At 45.7% G+C, this 17,016-nt stretch carries 17 protein-coding genes; 14 read left to right on the forward strand and 3 right to left on the reverse strand.

What is annotated here, in order from left to right; translation table 11 throughout:
* Nucleotides 1-191 precede the first annotated feature (191 nt).
* The 3 genes from NOM72_RS12450 (at nucleotide 192) to NOM72_RS12460 (ending at nucleotide 4,466) form a co-directional block, all read left to right on the forward strand.
* Nucleotides 192-1,988 (forward strand): mechanosensitive ion channel, encoded by a 1,797-nt coding sequence (locus NOM72_RS12450; protein ID WP_255999265.1) that lies wholly within the window; start codon nucleotides 192-194, stop codon nucleotides 1,986-1,988.
* Between the two features lie 216 nt (nucleotides 1,989-2,204).
* A complete protein-coding gene (bcaP, locus tag NOM72_RS12455; protein WP_023466930.1) occupies nucleotides 2,205-3,593 on the forward strand; it encodes a branched-chain amino acid transporter BcaP in 1,389 nt (462 codons plus the stop codon).
* Nucleotides 3,594-3,686: 93 nt separating this feature from the next.
* Nucleotides 3,687-4,466 (forward strand): GNAT family N-acetyltransferase, encoded by a 780-nt coding sequence (locus NOM72_RS12460; RefSeq protein WP_193748177.1) that lies wholly within the window; start codon nucleotides 3,687-3,689, stop codon nucleotides 4,464-4,466.
* A 21-nt stretch (nucleotides 4,467-4,487) separates the two neighbouring features.
* Here the strand turns inward: NOM72_RS12460 and NOM72_RS12465 are convergent, their stop codons facing one another.
* Both NOM72_RS12465 and NOM72_RS12470 read right to left on the reverse strand, forming a co-directional pair.
* Nucleotides 4,488-4,934, reverse strand: a complete 447-nt coding sequence (locus NOM72_RS12465; RefSeq protein WP_035399079.1) for an NUDIX hydrolase — start codon at nucleotides 4,932-4,934, stop codon at nucleotides 4,488-4,490.
* Nucleotides 4,931-6,025 carry a nitric oxide synthase oxygenase gene (locus NOM72_RS12470; RefSeq protein ID WP_370688703.1) on the reverse strand — a complete coding sequence of 365 codons (1,095 nt, stop codon included), beginning with the start codon at nucleotides 6,023-6,025 and terminating at the stop codon, nucleotides 4,931-4,933. The genes NOM72_RS12465 and NOM72_RS12470 overlap by 4 nt, the downstream gene beginning before the upstream one ends.
* A gap of 187 nt (nucleotides 6,026-6,212) precedes the next feature.
* Between NOM72_RS12470 and NOM72_RS12475 the strand changes: the two genes are divergently transcribed.
* A complete protein-coding gene (locus NOM72_RS12475) occupies nucleotides 6,213-7,070 on the forward strand; it encodes a YihY/virulence factor BrkB family protein (protein WP_023466934.1) in 858 nt (285 codons plus the stop codon).
* 50 nt (nucleotides 7,071-7,120) lie between these two features.
* Here the strand turns inward: NOM72_RS12475 and NOM72_RS12480 are convergent, their stop codons facing one another.
* Entirely contained in the window at nucleotides 7,121-7,969 is an 849-nt protein-coding gene (locus NOM72_RS12480) for a sulfite exporter TauE/SafE family protein (RefSeq protein WP_255999266.1), read from the reverse strand.
* A gap of 115 nt (nucleotides 7,970-8,084) precedes the next feature.
* On the opposite strand from NOM72_RS12480, the gene NOM72_RS12485 reads away from it, so the two are divergent.
* From NOM72_RS12485 to NOM72_RS12530, 10 genes are all read left to right on the forward strand, one after another.
* Nucleotides 8,085-8,933: a LysR family transcriptional regulator gene (locus NOM72_RS12485; RefSeq protein ID WP_255999267.1), complete on the forward strand. Its 849-nt coding sequence runs from the start codon at nucleotides 8,085-8,087 to the stop codon at nucleotides 8,931-8,933.
* Nucleotides 8,934-9,077: 144 nt separating this feature from the next.
* On the forward strand, nucleotides 9,078-9,341 hold the full coding sequence (locus NOM72_RS12490) for a metal-sensitive transcriptional regulator (RefSeq protein WP_023466936.1): 264 nt from the start codon (nucleotides 9,078-9,080) through the stop codon (nucleotides 9,339-9,341).
* Between the two features lie 56 nt (nucleotides 9,342-9,397).
* On the forward strand, nucleotides 9,398-9,877 hold the full coding sequence (locus tag NOM72_RS12495; protein WP_055970097.1) for a DsrE/DsrF/DrsH-like family protein: 480 nt from the start codon (nucleotides 9,398-9,400) through the stop codon (nucleotides 9,875-9,877).
* Between the two features lie 22 nt (nucleotides 9,878-9,899).
* Nucleotides 9,900-10,259, forward strand: coding sequence for a rhodanese-like domain-containing protein (locus tag NOM72_RS12500; protein WP_075642697.1), 360 nt, complete (start codon nucleotides 9,900-9,902; stop codon nucleotides 10,257-10,259).
* A 25-nt stretch (nucleotides 10,260-10,284) separates the two neighbouring features.
* Complete coding sequence (locus NOM72_RS12505) at nucleotides 10,285-10,581, forward strand: rhodanese-like domain-containing protein (protein ID WP_023466941.1); 297 nt, start codon at nucleotides 10,285-10,287, stop codon at nucleotides 10,579-10,581.
* 28 nt (nucleotides 10,582-10,609) lie between these two features.
* The gene (locus tag NOM72_RS12510) at nucleotides 10,610-11,185 is read left to right on the forward strand and encodes a sulfurtransferase TusA family protein (RefSeq protein ID WP_035399070.1); all 576 of its coding nucleotides are present in this window, start codon (nucleotides 10,610-10,612) and stop codon (nucleotides 11,183-11,185) included.
* Between the two features lie 35 nt (nucleotides 11,186-11,220).
* Nucleotides 11,221-12,357, forward strand: coding sequence for an MBL fold metallo-hydrolase (locus NOM72_RS12515; protein ID WP_023466943.1), 1,137 nt, complete (start codon nucleotides 11,221-11,223; stop codon nucleotides 12,355-12,357).
* 43 nt (nucleotides 12,358-12,400) lie between these two features.
* Complete coding sequence (locus tag NOM72_RS12520) at nucleotides 12,401-12,628, forward strand: sulfurtransferase TusA family protein (RefSeq protein WP_023466945.1); 228 nt, start codon at nucleotides 12,401-12,403, stop codon at nucleotides 12,626-12,628.
* A 186-nt stretch (nucleotides 12,629-12,814) separates the two neighbouring features.
* Entirely contained in the window at nucleotides 12,815-13,915 is a 1,101-nt protein-coding gene (msrB, locus tag NOM72_RS12525; RefSeq protein WP_023466947.1) for a peptide-methionine (R)-S-oxide reductase MsrB, read from the forward strand.
* Nucleotides 13,916-14,060: 145 nt separating this feature from the next.
* Nucleotides 14,061-16,907 (forward strand): S8 family peptidase, encoded by a 2,847-nt coding sequence (locus NOM72_RS12530; RefSeq protein WP_055970109.1) that lies wholly within the window; start codon nucleotides 14,061-14,063, stop codon nucleotides 16,905-16,907.
* The last annotated feature ends 109 nt before the right edge of the window (nucleotides 16,908-17,016 follow it).

Genomic DNA, 17,016 nt, shown 5'->3' on the forward strand with positions numbered 1-17,016 from the left:
CGATACTGCTTTTTTACGAAATGATTGTTGTAGCAGTGTATCCTCACATATAGTAAACATCCAGTTTTTTGTAGGAGAAACAAGAAACGCCACATTCTGGTACGGACAAGGGTTTAATAAATCCTTTAGCTGGGGAAATTAAAGAAGTGTCAGAAATATATAATTTTATTTAGGTGAAGGAGTGTGGCAGGATGAATAACATTTGGAACGGAACGTCGTTGAACTTGAACGGCATTCTCGGATCACTCGGCAACTTGCTTGGAGCGATCATCATTTTCTTGATTGGATGGCTCATTGCCAAGCTGATCGCGAACGGAGTTCAAAAAGCTTTAGAGAAGTCTGGGGTCGTCAACAAGTTGTCACCTCAAAAAGAGGGTACGCCACCAAAGAAGAAAAAGTGGACACCTGAAAAAATCATCGGGACCGTCGTCTTCTGGGTTCTCATGGTCTTCGTTCTTATCTTGGTCTTCAACATCCTTGATCTGAACATCATTGCTGGACCACTTGCGGATACGATGAGTACATTACTCGCGGCAATCCCGAATATCTTGAAAGCAGCTCTCATCCTTCTCTTGGCATACGTCATCGCGGTCGTTCTCCGCATGATCATCGTCAAAGCAGGAACGAAGCTGATGGCGAACGACAAAGTACGTTCGAACAAGATGCTTCAAGGTCAGACGGATCTTTCAGCTTATCCAAAAGTAGCAGGGGAGATCGTCTTCTACCTCGTCTTGCTTCTGTTCCTACCGGGTGTACTCGGTGCCTTGAACATTGAGAGTGTCTCACAACCGTTCAGCCAATTGTTATCGTCATTCCTTGGATTCATTCCACGCTTGATTGCTGCGGCAGCCATCTTCTTCGTCGGCTTCCTCGTAGCGAAAATCGTCCGCGATATCGTGACGAATTTCCTTCATGCTGTTGGAACAGATAAATTCGCAGCTCGCTTCAATCTCGGGTCAACGGATCAAAAAGATGCGAAATCACTTTCGTCGATTCTCGGAACAGTCGTCTTCATCTTGATTTTGATTCCAATCACGATTTCAGCACTTGATCAATTGAACATTAAAGGAATCACAGGACCAGCGATCAACATGTTGAACGATGTCCTCGGTATGATTCCGAACATCATCGTTGGTGTCGTACTGATTCTTGTCGGTCTTTACGTCGGACGTTTCGTTAAGAAATTCGTGACGGATCTCTTATCACGTCTTGGTTTCAACAACCTGACACGTCACTTGAAAATCGGTACGTGGGATGCAAACCAAGCTTCTACATCACCAGCTTCGATCGTTGGTGCACTCGTTGAGATCGTCATCGTCGTTCTCTTCGTCGTCGAAGCCTTCAACTTGATTGGTCTTGACTTCATGGTCGACCTCGGTCGCGCCGTCCTTGCGTTCTTACCGAGCGTCCTGACAGCGATCATCATTCTCGCAATCGGGATCATCGTCAGCAACCTCGTCAAACGTACGATGGACAGCCTGTTCGGTAACTCTGAACTAAAAGTCCTCTCAAGCGTTGCGAAGTATGCGATCCTTGCACTTGCTGTCTTCATGGCACTTGATCAATTGGGTGTTGCTGATACGATCGTCAACTCAGCCTTCATCTTGATCTTGGGAGCACTTGCGCTTGCGTTCGGTCTTGCCTTTGGTCTCGGTGGACGTGATAATGCATCGCGTTACCTCGATCGTCTGCAAAAGAAAGCAGAGAACACGGAAGTTGACACATCGAACCTTCCAAGTAAGTCAGCATCGACTTCTTCATCACCGAGCTTGAAAGATGCAGCAAAAGATGCAGCTTCACAAGCAGCAGATGATGTCACACCAGATCGTGCACCACGTTCAGCGCGCTCTTCTTCAACAGATGAGACGACACATGGTACACCAAAAGGTGCATTGCCAGAAAACGATTTAGCACAGCAAGATGATTACCCGATCGATCCAGATGATCATAAAGGTCCTAACCTCGATCATCCAAACGATCGTCCGTAATACGAGTACATCCTTTCCTCTCATTTTGAGGAAAGGGTGTTTTTGCGTTGACGCATCAAAGCGTTGTCGCATTTTCACAAAAGTGGTTTGACCACTTTGTGAAAAAATACAGAAAAAAAGACTTATCGAACCTGACATCGTTTGTTATGATAAGAAAGTCAATTACCTCAATGATTTGAATATTCAGAAAAAAGAGAAAAGTTCGGAGGATGAAACATGAGTTTGCTTCGCAAGAAAGATGTCAGTGTGATGATGGACATGAAACAACATTCCAAACTGGCACGTCACTTATCAGGGTTTGACCTTATTTTACTTGGAATCGGTGCCATCATCGGTACCGGGATTTTCGTTCTGACAGGAACGGGCGCTCTTTATGCAGGACCTGCTTTACCGATCTCATTTATTATTTCCGCTATCGTCTGTGCGCTCGCAGCCCTTTGTTATGCTGAATTCTCGTCGATGATTCCCGTCTCAGGTAGTGTATATACGTATACATACGCAACGATTGGGGAAGTCGTAGCTTGGATCATCGGCTGGTGTCTCATTTTAGAATACGGACTCGCTTCGAGTGCCGTTGCGACCGGCTGGTCAGGGTACTTCCAGTCACTGTTAGCAGGCTTTGGTCTCCATTTACCGACAGCTTTAACAGCTGCTCCAGGTGCTGTACCAGGAAGCGAAACGTTCTTTAACTTACCAGCGTTCTTGATTCTGATGGTCATCACGCTCTTGCTTTCGCTTGGGATTAAAGAAACAAAACGCGTCAACAACATCATGGTACTCGTCAAAGTTGCCGTCGTCGTCTTGTTCATCGTCGTCGGGATCTGGTATATCGAACCAGGCAACTACAAGCCGTTTGCGCCGTTCGGTATGAGCGGTGTCTTGCAAGCATCAGCGATTGCCTTCTTCGCTTATCTTGGATTTGATGCCGTCACATCGGCAGCAGAAGAAGTCAAAAACCCGGGACGTAACTTACCGATTGGGATTCTAGGATCGCTTGCGATCGTTACCGTTTTGTACGTCGTCGTCTCTGCTATCATGGTCGGAATCGTTCCATTCAAACAGTTTGAAGGTGTTGATAGCCCAGTATCCCTTGCCTTAAAAGTGGCTGGGCAAGACTGGGTCGCTGGATTCGTTGACTTAGGAGCCATCGTTGGTATGACGACGGTCATCCTCGTCATGACATTTGGTCTCGTCCGTCTCTTGTTCGCGATGAGCCGTGACGGATTATTACCGAAAGTCTTCTCAGACGTCAATGAAAAGTCACACACACCAGTTAAAGCGACTTGGATTCTCGGAACGACTGCTGGTTTAATCGCTGGATTCGTGCCGCTTGGTACACTTGCTGAATTGATCAACATCGGAACACTGGCAGCCTTCTCGCTCATCTCGATCGCGGTCATCGTCCTACGCCGGACGCGTCCCGATTTGAAGCGCGCCTTTAAGGTTCCGTTCGTCCCAGTCTTACCGATTTTGTCAGTCCTTGCTTGTATCATGCTTATGTTCAACTTACAACCATTCACGTGGATTGCCTTCTTTGTCTGGACAGCCATTGGATTACTGTTGTACTTCGGATATGGACGCAAGCGTTCGAAACTCCATCAATGAATCGACTAACACCCTTGGCGACAAGGGTGTTTTTGTATGCAGGAAATGAGGCGAACGAAAGCGAAACAGCTCAGTGGAAAAGGAGGTTTTTCGATGATTCATATTCAACGCGCACCTGGCGTAAAAACGGCGTACAAAGCGATGCAGGATGGATTCCAAGATTATTTGATTCCACTGCACTTATCGGAAGCAGAATTCCAAGAGCGCATCATCGAACGAGACGGGAACCAATTGGAGCATTCATTCGTTGCCTATCATGGAGAAATACCGGTCGGTCTCTGGCTGAACGGTTGGAAGGAGATCGAGGGTCAACGCATCATGCGGTGTGGGGGACTGGGGATTTCACCACAATATCGTCGTCTTGGGATCGCGAAAGCCTTGTATCAAGCACAACTGAGCCATGCTAAAGAAATCGGAATGGATGGTCTGATGCTTGAAGTCATTCAAGGGAACGATCCGGCAATTCGCTTGTATGAATCGCTTCACTATACGATTGTTGGAGAAATCGGATATTTTCATTTAACGGATGAACGTCAAGAAGCCGCTCTGCCGACGATCGAAGAAGTGGAGTTTTTAAAACAATACCATGGACAAGGGGAATACATCTGGCAGCAAGATCCTCATGTCATGCAGCAATTACAAACGGATTATTACCAATTAGAAGCAAGTGTAGTGGCAGTAGCCGGATCATCTCTCTTGTCAGTCGTAGGTCCAGCAGAACAAAAAGCACGACATGCCACAGAAGTCGTCCGTCGTTTACCGGGAACGACCTACCATTATCAATCAACAGATGTGCAGGTTTGGGAGGCATTACGTTCTGAAGGGTGGACTCAGCGGGATTTGAAACAATACATCATGCGTCAGTCGCTATAAACAAAAACCGCTGCTATTCATTTAGCGGCGGTTTTTGTAGTCTTCAATCATTCGAGCGTGAGAACCGACTAAGTGATCAGGTAAGTCATCAAGCGGGACGAACTGGAGCTTGATACTCTCATCACTTTGTTTTAACATTCCGATCGGATGTTCACCGATATAGGCGAGGGTGACGCTTTGAAAGATGTCTCCGTTCGTTAACGTCGTCACGTATTGCGGACCGGAGTAGACATTGAGTAACGTTAATCGTTCCACCTCTAAGCCAGTCTCTTCTTTAAGCTCTCGACGCGCGGTCTCTTCCGGTGATTCGGCCCATTCCATCAATCCGCCTGGTAAACCAAAGCGAGCTTGTGCTTCGTTCCGTTGTTCGAGCAAAATGTGTTCATTTTGTACGACGAGGACGACGGAGCCGACTAGAATGACTGGGTCATGACCGATTTTTTGACGTAACTGTTCGACATAATTCATTTCAATGCTCCTTGGTGAAACGGACAGCCGGTCACAGGTGCCGTCTGTGTTGATTTTGGAAAGAAGTTCGGTCGTTTGATTTCTGGGTCGTAATCCTTATGGAACATATGCGTCGTTGCCCCACTCATCGGTGGCACGAGCCAGGACCATTCCCCGGTGACATCACGACCACACGCGGCTTCGTTTTTTTCAAAACGAGCGAATTGTTTCGCAGCCGTATGGTGATCGACAATCGTCACACCGGCACGTTCGAACGATTCGAGTACGGCAACGTTCAGTTCGACGAGCGCTCGGTCTTTCCAAAGCGAACGTTCACGCGAGGTATTCAGACCGAGTTGTGTCGCGACGAGCGGTAACAGATCGTAACGATCCGTATCAGCGAGGTTACGGGCACCGATCTCTGTTCCCATGTACCATCCGTTGAACGGAGCACACGGATAGACGATGCCACCGATCTCAAGCTGCATGTCGGCAATCATCGGCACAGCATACCAGCGGACTTCGCGACCACCGAACAGGTCAAAGTCAGGATGTGTGATGCTGACTTCGAGCACGAGCTCATCTGGAATCGGATGCAGGCTGACTTGTCCATCGAGTTCAATCAAGAGGGGCAGGATATCAAAGGGGGTACGCGCTCCGGTCCAGCCAAGTGCTTCACATTGTCGCGTCAGTTGGATCGAAGCCGGATCGCCGATGATTCCTGCTGCGGTTTCGTAACCAGCGTAGCGGATCAGTTGGTGATTATGCAGCCGGACACGTGTCGGATGGAAAATCGTGATCGTCGAGCGAATTCGTCCCTCGTTCGTCGCGAACTGGATATGCTCAAATAACGCGTCGCGGACCGCTTCGACGGTCAATGCATCCCGCGCGTCAAAGACATGGAGTTGTTCCCAAAAGAGACGTCCGACACATCGGTTACTGTTCCGCCAAGCGAGCTTCGCGCCGAACGCGAGCTCGGAAGCCGTCTGTTCGTACGTTCCTGTCGTTTCAATCGACCGGATGACTTCTTGCTGACGTCCGGCCATTTCGGGGTATTGCTCTATATAAGAAGTAAAGAAGCGTTCTGCTTCGATTTGAATGAGTGAGTACACGAATCGAAATCCTTTCTGAAAAACAAGCACGATACAATCTCTGTTCCTAGTGTACCCCGCGCAGAACCGAAGCGCCAAACTTGAATGATGTATAAGGTTGTTATAAGTTCAAAAGACTTCCAAAAGTTTGAAGGAGGTATGAAATGGGGGATAGTGTAGAGAATTAGTTGAAAGTGAGGAAATTTGTATGTCTTTAATCAAACCTGTATTTGCCCGTTTTTTTGGTGAAGCCTTTTTTGATAAATCGGCTCAGCTCGCCTATTATCTGATGTTGTCCTTATTCCCGTTCTTATTATTCGTAGTTGGGATCGTCTCGTTCTTACCGTTTACGTCCGATAACGTGCTGGATTTAATTCGACCGTTTGCTCCGGCAGAGACGTACGATTTGATTCAGCGGAACGTCGTTGGAATCTTTGATCAAGGCGGCTTTAAACTTGCCTCGATCAGTTTCCTTGCCGCCTTTTGGCTTGCTTCGATGTCGGTCCAGTCACTTGTCCGCTCGCTGAACGATGCGCTCGAAGTGACACGAAAAGCGCCATTTTGGCGCGGACTGTTGCAAGACTTCGCTTTTACGATCGGGATGATGATCATCTTACCGATTTCGTTGATTGTTCCGATTTCAGAAAAGTTAACACGGCGTTTCATCAACCACTTTGCAATCGTCGCTGATTTCGTGACGAACTATTCGTGGATCTGGTTCTTATTCCGCTGGGGACTCGGGACGTTGTTCTTACTTGTCTTTTTCATCTTATTGTATCGGATTTTACCGAGTGTCCGACTAACGGTTCGTCAAGTACTCCCTGGAGCCATTTTTGCGACGATCGCTTGGCAAGTCGTTTCGGAATTCTTCTCTTACTATGCTGAGTTCGGGAGTTACGATCGTCTTTACGGTCAGCTTGCCGGAATCATCGTCTTGATGACATGGTTCTACTTATCTGCTGTCGTCCTGATGTTAGGGGGACTGATGAACGCAGAACGCATGCGTCAGAAAAAAGAGGCAAAAATCATGAAACCACAAAAAATCAAAGAAGAAAGCGTGCGTTAATCATTGAGCACGCACAAAAGCAGCTGACACATCGTCAGCTGCTTTTTCATTTAGACCGTTTTAAGAATTCGGTAACCGAAGATACTTAACAGGCTGAGTGTGAACAAAGCGAGTAAGACGAGTGACAGATAGGGAAGTCCGAACACTTTGACGATGACGCTTAAGGCGACGACACCATAAAAGATTCCTAACGTCTTTTGAACGAACGGTTCATTGAAGCGATGCAAAAGTGAAGCACCGAGTGGTGAGCCGATGAACGCACCGATGATTAAAGCAATCCCGAGTGATAACGGAGCGCTGGTTCCGGAAGCAATATAACTCGTCACTCCTCCAAGAACAATCAATGTCGCAGAGGCGATACTCGTTCCGATTGCTTGTTTGAGCGGAAAACGAACCCATCCGAGCAAGAGAGGCGTCAACAAGAATCCACCGCTGACCCCCATCAATGACGAGAGGATTCCGGCAGCGAGTCCGATGACGGCGAGCTTTACGATCGAAGCATCATAGACCGGAAAAGACGGACGTTCCTTGGAACGGGGACGAAGGAACTGAATCGAAAAACCAATCAGTAAAACGATGTAGAGACTCGATAATACGACATCAGCACCAGCATGACGCTCGAGCCAAAAGACAATTGGTGTGATCAACGCAGAACCGATGATGCCGGACAGACCAATAATCCCGGCATCACGAAAACGGAATGTTTTTAATCGAAGATGTGAAAGCGTGCCGGTCACAGTCGATCCGAGTGTCAGCAACAGACTGAGGACGATCGCGGTGCTGGCTTCATAGCCGAGAATCAATAAAAGTGGGGTCAGGATAATGCCGCCACCGATTCCGAAAAAGCCGGAGAGTATACCGATGGTTGCTCCTAACAAAATAAATGAGATATACATCATGAAACAGTCCTTCTTTCTAATACGTGATACCTTGAGTATGAAAGAGGAATACAAGATTATAAAAATGAATTAATTATATATAAATGATTATGAAATGTAATAAGGAGGGGTATTGTTGAAATTGACTGAACTCAGAACGTTCGTCACACTCGTTGAAACACGTCACTTTACGAAAACAGCGGAACAGTTATTTCTGTCGCAACCGACGGTCAGTGTTCACGTCAAACGACTAGAAGAAGAGATCGGACATTCATTGTTAATACGTGATTCATTCACAATAGGGGTCGAGGTATCGGAAATGGGCTGGATTGTCTATCGCCATGCAAAAGAAATTCTATTCCAACTCGAACAGATGCAGTCCCAGCTGGATGAATCGGAAGGTGTCTTCCGCGGAACCTTACGGATAGGAGCAACGCATACGATTCACGAAATGTTGCTCGATGACATGATTCATCTGTTTTCAAGCGCTCATCCCGAGGTATCACTAGATATCCAATTAATGAATCACGATCAAGTGGCAGCAGCCTTAAGACATCGTGATATTGATCTCGGGATGATCGAAGGAGAACTGACACTTGATGGGGTCAAACAAATCGTCTTTGCAAAAGATCAACTGCACATCATGGGTGCGTCCCACCTTTCGTTAAACGATGCAACGTGGATCGTTCGCGAAGAAGGATCTGCATCCCGCTATGCGCTCGATCGTTGGCTAGATGCTTCGTCGATCGTTCCCGCACGAACGATTACAGTCGATGCCAACTATTTAGTGCGTCAACTTGTTTTTAATGGGAGTGGCATTGCAGCATTGTCGGAACGACTCGTCACGTCTTTCCCGTCCGAGTCCTTTACGCTTCATGCGAAAGGGATTTCTAAACGAACGTTTCGTTATCTGTTACCAGAGAAGATGCCGACTCGCCTAGCAGAACATTGGATCACTTTTTTACAGGCGAATTGGAAAGGTTAAATGCAAAAAGATTTCCGGACGTTCTACAATGGCGACAAAATCGGAAATCTTTTTCGTTGACTTATACCCCTATAGGTATTATTGTATGAAATGTACCAACGAGATATGACGTATGTCACATTCAAAAAAGGAGATGAACTTCATATGGAAAACGGTTATGAAGATCGCATCATTCATCGGATGAATCGGATTGAAGGACAAATCCACGGTATCGTTCGAATGATGAAAGAAGAGGCGTCCTGTAAGGATGTCGTCACACAACTGAGTGCGACACGTAGTGCAATCGATCGTGTCATTGGTCTTGTCGTCAGTGAGAACTTGATCGACTGTGTCCGTCAGGATGATGCGACGGAAAATCATGAACAAGCCGTTGCAGAGGCTGTTCAACTCTTAATGAAAAGCAGATAAAAAAATTTTACGAATTAATATACCCATCAGGGTAAGTGCTTGGAGGAATTATGTTCATGTCAGATACGAAAAAAACAACCATCGTTTTATTTAGTGGAGAGTACGACAAAGTCATGGCAGCTTATATCATTGCCAACGGTGCAGCCGCATACGATCACGAAGTCACGATTTTTCATACCTTCTGGGGTTTGAATGCGATGCGTAAGGATGAACCGATCCAGCCGGATAAAACATTCCTTGAGAAGATGTTCGGTAAGTTCATGCCACGCGGTGCTGATAAGATGCCACTCTCGAAAATGAACTTCGGTGGTGCAGGTCAAAAAATGATTAAAAACGTCATGAAGAAGCACAATGCGATGCCACTTCCAGACTTAATCGAATTATCGAAAGAACAGGATGTCAAACTCGTCGCCTGTACGATGACGATGGATTTACTCGGTTTGAAACAGGAAGAATTACACGATGGGATTGAGTATGCAGGTGTTGCCGCCTACCTCGCCGATGCGGAGAACGGAAACGTCAATCTATTCATCTAATGATCTGAAGGAGGAATGACGCATGGATGTACGATCGATTATCTTGTTGCTCGTCGTCGGCTATCTCGCTTATAAGATGTTCGCCCCAACAAAAGGCGTCAAGCAAGTGTCGACCACGGAACTGAAGCCGTTACTAAACGACCGCAAACGATTTTATCTCGATGTTCGGACACCGGCAGAATTCAAAGGCAATCACATCAAAGGATTTAAGAACATTCCGTTACAAACGCTAAACAGTCAACTGAATCAAATCCCGAAAGACAAAGAAGTGCTCGTCATCTGTCAAAGCGGGATGCGAAGCAAACAAGCCGTTAAAGTACTAAAAAAAGCCGGTTATTCAAATGTCACGGAAGTCCGTGGCGGAGTGAATGCCTGGCGCTGAATCGAATCAAGAGGAGGAATTGAACATGAAACGCATGACAGCAACAGAAGTACAGGAAAAAATCGAACGTGGTGAACAACTGAACGTCATTGATGTCCGGGAAGTCGATGAAGTCAAAGAAGGAATGATTCCGGGAGCGATCCATATTCCACTCGGATTGATCGAATTCAAGATGAACGAACTCGACAAGAAAAAAGAGTATGTCATGGTATGCCGTTCTGGTGCGCGCAGTGGTCGCGCAACGACATATCTCGAAGGACAAGGATATGACGTGACGAACATGGATGGCGGCATGATGTCGTACGAAGGCGAAACGAAATAATACCCCACACCGTAAAGGAGCGAATTGTATGACTAGGATTAAATCAGATATCGTATTGGACGCTAAAGGTCTCGCTTGTCCGATGCCGATCGTTCGGACGAAAAAAACGATCAAGATGTTAGAACCGGGACAAGTCATAGAAGTCCAGGCGACGGATAAAGGATCAACTGCAGATCTCCGTGCCTGGGCAAACAGCACCGGCAATCATTATTTAGGCACGATCGAAGAAGGAGAAATACTCCGTCATTACGTTCGGAAATCAACAGGTGATGTCACGGAACCAGCAGCATTCGCTCAAACCGTCGACAACGCAACAGTCGAAGCAGCACGCCAAGACGACTCGATCACGGTGCTTGATGTTCGTGAACAAGCAGAATATGCCTTCGCCCATGTACCGGGAGCCATCAATATTCCGTTAGGCGAACTGGAGACACGCCATGCAGAACTGGATTCAAATCAGACGATTTATGTCATCTGCCGGACAGGTAGCCGAAGTGACATGGCATGCCGACAGCTCAGTGACAAGGGGTATACGATCCACAATGTCGTACCGGGTATGCAGGAATGGGCGTCTGAGACGACGACACTCGTTTCAGCGAAATAATACAACAGCGTAAAGTAGAGGAGGAACGAGTAGATATGGCACAAGCAATGACAGCCGCACAAGTTACAAAAAAAATCATTGGACGTGAGTCTCTGTTCATCTTAGATGTCCGGAATGAGGATGCGTTTCAAGATTGGAAAATCGAAGGAGAGAACTTCAAGTACCTCAACATTCCGTATTTTGAATTGTTGGATGGTGTCGAGGAGATTCTCGATCAGCTTCCGAAGGATCAGGATGTTCTCGTCGTTTGCGCAAAAGAAGGGTCATCGATTTTCGTCGCCGATATGCTAGAAGAAGCAGGACGAGACGTATCGTATCTGTCAGGCGGCATGAAAGCATGGAGTGAACATCTAGAACCGATTTCAATCGGAACGCTGAACGAAACAGGAACTGATCAAGGCGAAGTCGTTCAGTTCGTCCGAATCGGTAAAGGGTGTCTCTCGTATATGGTCATCTCAGAAGGAGAGGCCGTACTCATCGACGCGACACGAATGACGGATGTGTATTTGGATTATGCCGCATCACGCAACGTCACGATTAAGCATGTATTTGATACACATCTTCATGCGGATCATATTTCTGGAGGACGCGACATCGCCGAAAAAACAGGCGCGACATACTGGTTGCCGCCAAAAGATGCGTCGGATGTCACATTCGATTATGCACCACTTGAAGACGGTAGTACGGTTCAAGTGGGGGATACAGCGATTGAAGTACGCGCTCTTTATTCCCCGGGACATACGATTGGATCGACTTCATTCATCGTCGATCAGCGTTATTTATTGACAGGTGATATCTTGTTCATCGACTCGATTGGTCGTCCGGATTTAGCCGGTCTCGCGGAAGACTGGGTCGGTGACTTACGCGATTCGCTCTACAACACGTATCGTGATCTTTCACCAGAACTCATCGTCTTACCGGCACATTTCATGATCATTGAAGAATTGAACACGGATGGTAGTGTAGCGGAAAAATTAAGCATCTTGCTTGCGAACAATCATGGTCTCAACATCGACGATGAAGCAACATTCCGGAAAATGGTCACAGAGAACCTGCCGCCACAACCGAACGCGTATCAAGATATCCGTGAAACAAACATGGGGAAACAGACACCCGATCTTGAAACACAACGGGAAATGGAAGTCGGACCGAACCGCTGTGCGGTACGCTAAGCCGATGCATAACGAACATCAAATCATTCAGGAGGAATACAACATGAAATCAGAACTCGTACTCGACGCAAAAGGACTTGCTTGTCCGATGCCAATCGTAAAAACAAAAAAAGCCATCGCTGGACTCGAATCAGGTCAAATCCTTGAAGTCCATGCAACGGATAAAGGGGCAAAAAACGATCTTCAGGCGTGGGCGACATCAGGTGGTCATGCACTCGTCAAACATGAAGAAGAAGCAAGCGTCCTAAAATTCTGGATTCAAAAAGGTTAATTTTCGAAAAGAGTCGATATGAGGCTCTTTTTTTTTGTGGAGAAACACACAAGAACTCTACATAGTATTGAATGTGCTTCTTTTGAGCACATGCTACGACAAGACGGTATTAGCGCGGTACAGTTAAATAAAAGAACATCCAATCGACGTCATGCGACGTAAGCTAAATAAAGGAGGCGAAGGGAGATGAAGAAACGAATGTGGACGATTTTATCAGTCATCGGTCTCATCGTCATCATGGTCGGGGGATACTTCGTGTTCCAGCAACAGCAAGCAAAATCAAGTGGCAGTAAGGAATTGAGTTATCAACCGGAAGAGACAGCGATTTTAGCTGGAGGATGCTTCTGGTGTATGGAGCCCCCGTTCGAAGAATTAAAAGGAGTCAAGTCCGTCATTTCTGGTTATACGGGCGGTGATGTTGAAAATCCGACGTATAATCAAGTGTCAGCGGAGACGACAGGTCATCGGGAAGCGGTATTGATCACGTTTGATCCGAACGTCATCTCGTACAAGCAATTATTAGATGTCTACTGGCGCCAGATTGATCCGACGGATGCAGATGGTCAATTCGTCGATCGTGGTGAGTCTTATACAACGGCGATTTTCTATACGAATGAGAAACAAAAAGAAATCGCAGCACAATCGAAACAGGATTTAGAGAAACAACAGATCTTCGATGATAAAATCGTCACACCGTTGATTGCGGCAGGTCCTTTTTATGAAGCGGAAGCATACCATCAGGATTACTATTTGAAGAGTGAGAAGAAATATAAGTTTTACCGGGCAGCTTCTGGACGCGACGACTTCATCGATCGCTACTGGAATGATCAACCCAAACTCGATCTTCCAACCTATCCAAAATTATCAGACGCAGAAATCAAAAAGAAATTAACCGCCATCCAGTATAAAGTGACACAAGAGGATGGAACGGAGCCAGCGTTTGATAATCCGTATCACGATTTGAAAGCAGACGGGATCTATGTCGATCTGATTTCTGGAGAACCACTGTTTTCATCAAATGATAAATATGATTCGAAGACAGGATGGCCGAGTTTTACGAAACCACTTGAGCCAGGTAATATCATTGAGAAAAGTGATTTTTCAATCGGCATGAAACGGATGGAAGTCCGAAGTCGACATGGAAATGCCCATCTTGGACACGTCTTCTCGGATGGTCCAGAGCCAACAGGGCTTCGGTATTGTATGAACTCAGCCGCCTTACGTTTTATTCCGAAAGAGGACTTGAAACAAGAAGGATACGGCGAATATGTAGCAGATTTTAAATGAATGGAGTCAGACGCATCGTGTTCTTTAGAACATGATGCGTCTTTCTTTCAAAATTGTAAGATTTCACTATAAATTAATTATCCATTTTATCCATATACTGTTTATAATCAAATTAAAGTATATCCATTTTGAAGGAGGAGCATGTGTGAAGAAACTGATGATTTGGGTCATGCTGAGCTGTTTAGTTTTAACGCTCGGCGTAGGACCAACTACTGCAAAAGCGGAGACCGCTCTTGCAAGCGCAACACTTTTACAAGCAGGACAAGAAACGACACTTAAGACCGGAATGGAAGAAAAAAATACATATTGGTACCGTGTCAATCATGAAGCAGGTGTAGAAAAAACAGCGTCACACTTTGAGTTATCAATCGATACGGATCAACCTGTTCAAGTGACAGCTTACCCGAGCGAAGCGATGGCAGCTGAAGATGATACATTTGATCGTTACCGGACAGAAGCAGAACCGAATGAAAAAGCAACGACAAAATTAGCCGTTCCATATGCATGGGATGGACCGTATTATGTCAAAGTCGAATATTACCCGAACATCGAAGAGGGGAAAACGACAAAAGCAGCAAACGTTAAGCTGACATACAATAACGTCAAATTAGCTGTCGAATATGAGCCAATCAGTGATATTAGCTGTATGGCAGAAGAAGCATTAAAACAAACAAAAGAAGAAAAACCAATGCTTGCTCTTATGCACTCGATCCAAAAACAGGTATTGAGTCAATCGGACGCAGGTCGTGCCTTGACGTCGCTTTATTACAAAACATCGCCTTACGTTGTCAAAACGCTTCTTTTCAATAAAGATAAGCGTCAACAAGCGTACGAAGATTTAAAAACATTGAAACCTGCAATGGAGGCACTCGTACGTGGAACATCGTACACGCTGACAAAGACAGATCAACAAGCCGTTGACCGTCTTTATACATTATCACGCGATGCATCGCCTGCTGTGATTGCAGAAGAAATCGATGGATATGCCAAAAAAATGAAGATATCTGAGATGAGCGGCAGTACGTTAGACGATACGTTCGGAACATTAGGGATGAACATTCAGTCAAAAGAAACTACGCGATTCATCGTTAAGTTAAAGCCAGGGAAAACAGTCAGTTCGATGAAAATTGCTGGAATTCAATCAGCAGATGTTGAGCGTTTACCGCTTGGTAAAGCTGGTGATTTCATTGTAGTGACAGAAGATCCAACGGTGAAGGGACAATCAGCGTCAGCATTAAAGCAATCGATTGGTCGCTCATCAGCAGTCGAATATGTGGAAAAGATTCAAACTTACAAAGCAACAAGTGATATCAATTTTGATTACCAATGGGCCATCAATAAGAAAACAGTCTTCGAACAGTTCCCGAATGTTGGAATTGGTTTTGAGGAGTTCCAAAAACGATTTAGTGGGAAAAAATTAGCACCTGTCAAAATTGCGGTCATCGATACAGGTGTTGATTATCGCTTAAAGGATTTACAAGGGAAAGTTGATATTGCGAATGAGAAGAACTATGTTTCCGTAAACGGAGATGGCGACGCGATTGATGATAATGGTCACGGAACACACGTGGCAGGTGTCATCGCAGCGACAATCAACAATGATTACGGGATCCAAGGGATTCATCAGTCGGCACAAATCTTACCAGTTAAAGTATTGAATGCAAATGGCGAAGGAGAAACGGATGCCATCGCACTTGGAATTAAATATGCTGTTGATCATGGAGCGAAAGTCATCAATATGAGTCTTGGTGGCGGTGAAAGCCGCACGATGGCTTATATGATGAAATATGCAGCAGATCATGGTGTTACGGTCGTTGCGGCTTCAGGAAACGACTACGATATGATGGTCGGGTTCCCAGCAAACTCAGAATATGCGATTTCTGTTGGAGCGACGAATACGCTCGGTATGGTTTCAGATTACTCGAATTATGGAGTCGGCCTTGATGTCGTTGCACCGGGTTCAAAAGTAGCGAGTTTGATTCCAGACGGAAATACGGTGTATATGGATGGAACAAGTATGGCTTCACCACACGTCGCAGCTGTTGCGGGAATCTTGAAGTCACTTAATCCTAAACTAACACCTAAACAAATCGAACAAATTCTACAAAAAAGTGCAGAACCACTAGCTTTCGAAAATCCGAATGATTGGTTTGAGGAAGAAGAGGGAGAAGAGCTTGAATTCAAGTTTCCTGCCTATGTCAGTCCGGTTTCAGGATACGGTAAAGTCAGTATTCCTCGGGCAATTTCGCAATTGAATCTGAACGGAACTGTCAACAACGTATATGATAATAAACTGACTGTCACAGGAACGGTTAAAACCGGAACAAAAGTGGAAGTATGGTCCACTAAGAAGTTGGGTTCTACTACAGCTAAATCCGGAAAATATAGTGTGACGATTCCACGTCAAAACAAAGGTACGGTCCTAACAATTCGTTACACAAATGGACTGGATATCACGTCAGAACGTACAGAAGTCCTTCCTGGAAAAGCGCCAGCAGCTCCAAAAGTTAAACCAGTACTTGCCGGTGCAACAAAAATGACAGGTACAGCTCTTGCGGGCGGTACGGTTACTGTCAAAGATGCAAAACAAAAGAAAATCGCCACAGCGAAAGTCGACGCAAAAGGTCACTTCAGTGCGAAATTACCAAAACAAGTCGGTGGTTCAAGCTTGATCGTCACAGTGACGGATATTGCTAAACGCACAAGTAAACCGACGATCGTAAAAGTCCTACCAGCCCCAGCAGCACCGAAAGTGAAATCCGTCTATGCCGGACAAACGAAAGTAACCGGGACAGCTGAAAAGAAATTAAGTGTTTATGTAAAAGATGCGAAGAAAAAAGTCATCGGAAAAGGAACGGTTTCTGCAAAAGGAAACTATTCTGTCAAAATTCCGAAGCAAAAAGCAAAAGCGAAGCTTTCTGTCTACGTTAAGAATACGCGTGGTCAAGTGAGCCCTGTGACTTCTGTGACAGTGAAGAAAGCAAAAAAATAAGCGGATAAAAAGACCTTTTTTCGGGTACATTCCGAGAAAAGGTCTTTTTTTGTATATCCTAGCTGTTGCTTCGAAAGCGTTTCTATTATATTTAAAGAAACAAATGAAA

The organism is Exiguobacterium sp. LL15, assembly GCF_024436095.1.
Lineage (GTDB): Bacteria > Bacillota > Bacilli > Exiguobacteriales > Exiguobacteriaceae > Exiguobacterium_A > Exiguobacterium_A indicum.

What these genes read in the sequence shown, in the direction of transcription:
- NOM72_RS12500 (WP_075642697.1), top strand. Translation starts at nt 9,900, where the DNA reads ATGGATGTACGATCGATTATCTTGTTGCTCGTCGTCGGCTATCTCGCT.
- NOM72_RS12505 (WP_023466941.1), top strand. Translation starts at nt 10,285, where the DNA reads ATGAAACGCATGACAGCAACAGAAGTACAGGAAAAAATCGAACGTGGT.
- NOM72_RS12460 (WP_193748177.1), top strand. Translation starts at nt 3,687, where the DNA reads ATGATTCATATTCAACGCGCACCTGGCGTAAAAACGGCGTACAAAGCG.
- NOM72_RS12515 (WP_023466943.1), top strand. Translation starts at nt 11,221, where the DNA reads ATGGCACAAGCAATGACAGCCGCACAAGTTACAAAAAAAATCATTGGA.
- NOM72_RS12520 (WP_023466945.1), top strand. Translation starts at nt 12,401, where the DNA reads ATGAAATCAGAACTCGTACTCGACGCAAAAGGACTTGCTTGTCCGATG.
- msrB (WP_023466947.1), top strand. Translation starts at nt 12,815, where the DNA reads ATGAAGAAACGAATGTGGACGATTTTATCAGTCATCGGTCTCATCGTC.
- bcaP (WP_023466930.1), top strand. Translation starts at nt 2,205, where the DNA reads ATGAGTTTGCTTCGCAAGAAAGATGTCAGTGTGATGATGGACATGAAA.
- NOM72_RS12465 (WP_035399079.1), bottom strand. Translation starts at nt 4,934, where the DNA reads ATGAATTATGTCGAACAGTTACGTCAAAAAATCGGTCATGACCCAGTC.
- NOM72_RS12450 (WP_255999265.1), top strand. Translation starts at nt 192, where the DNA reads ATGAATAACATTTGGAACGGAACGTCGTTGAACTTGAACGGCATTCTC.
- NOM72_RS12475 (WP_023466934.1), top strand. Translation starts at nt 6,213, where the DNA reads ATGTCTTTAATCAAACCTGTATTTGCCCGTTTTTTTGGTGAAGCCTTT.
- NOM72_RS12495 (WP_055970097.1), top strand. Translation starts at nt 9,398, where the DNA reads ATGTCAGATACGAAAAAAACAACCATCGTTTTATTTAGTGGAGAGTAC.
- NOM72_RS12510 (WP_035399070.1), top strand. Translation starts at nt 10,610, where the DNA reads ATGACTAGGATTAAATCAGATATCGTATTGGACGCTAAAGGTCTCGCT.
- NOM72_RS12490 (WP_023466936.1), top strand. Translation starts at nt 9,078, where the DNA reads ATGGAAAACGGTTATGAAGATCGCATCATTCATCGGATGAATCGGATT.
- NOM72_RS12480 (WP_255999266.1), bottom strand. Translation starts at nt 7,969, where the DNA reads ATGATGTATATCTCATTTATTTTGTTAGGAGCAACCATCGGTATACTC.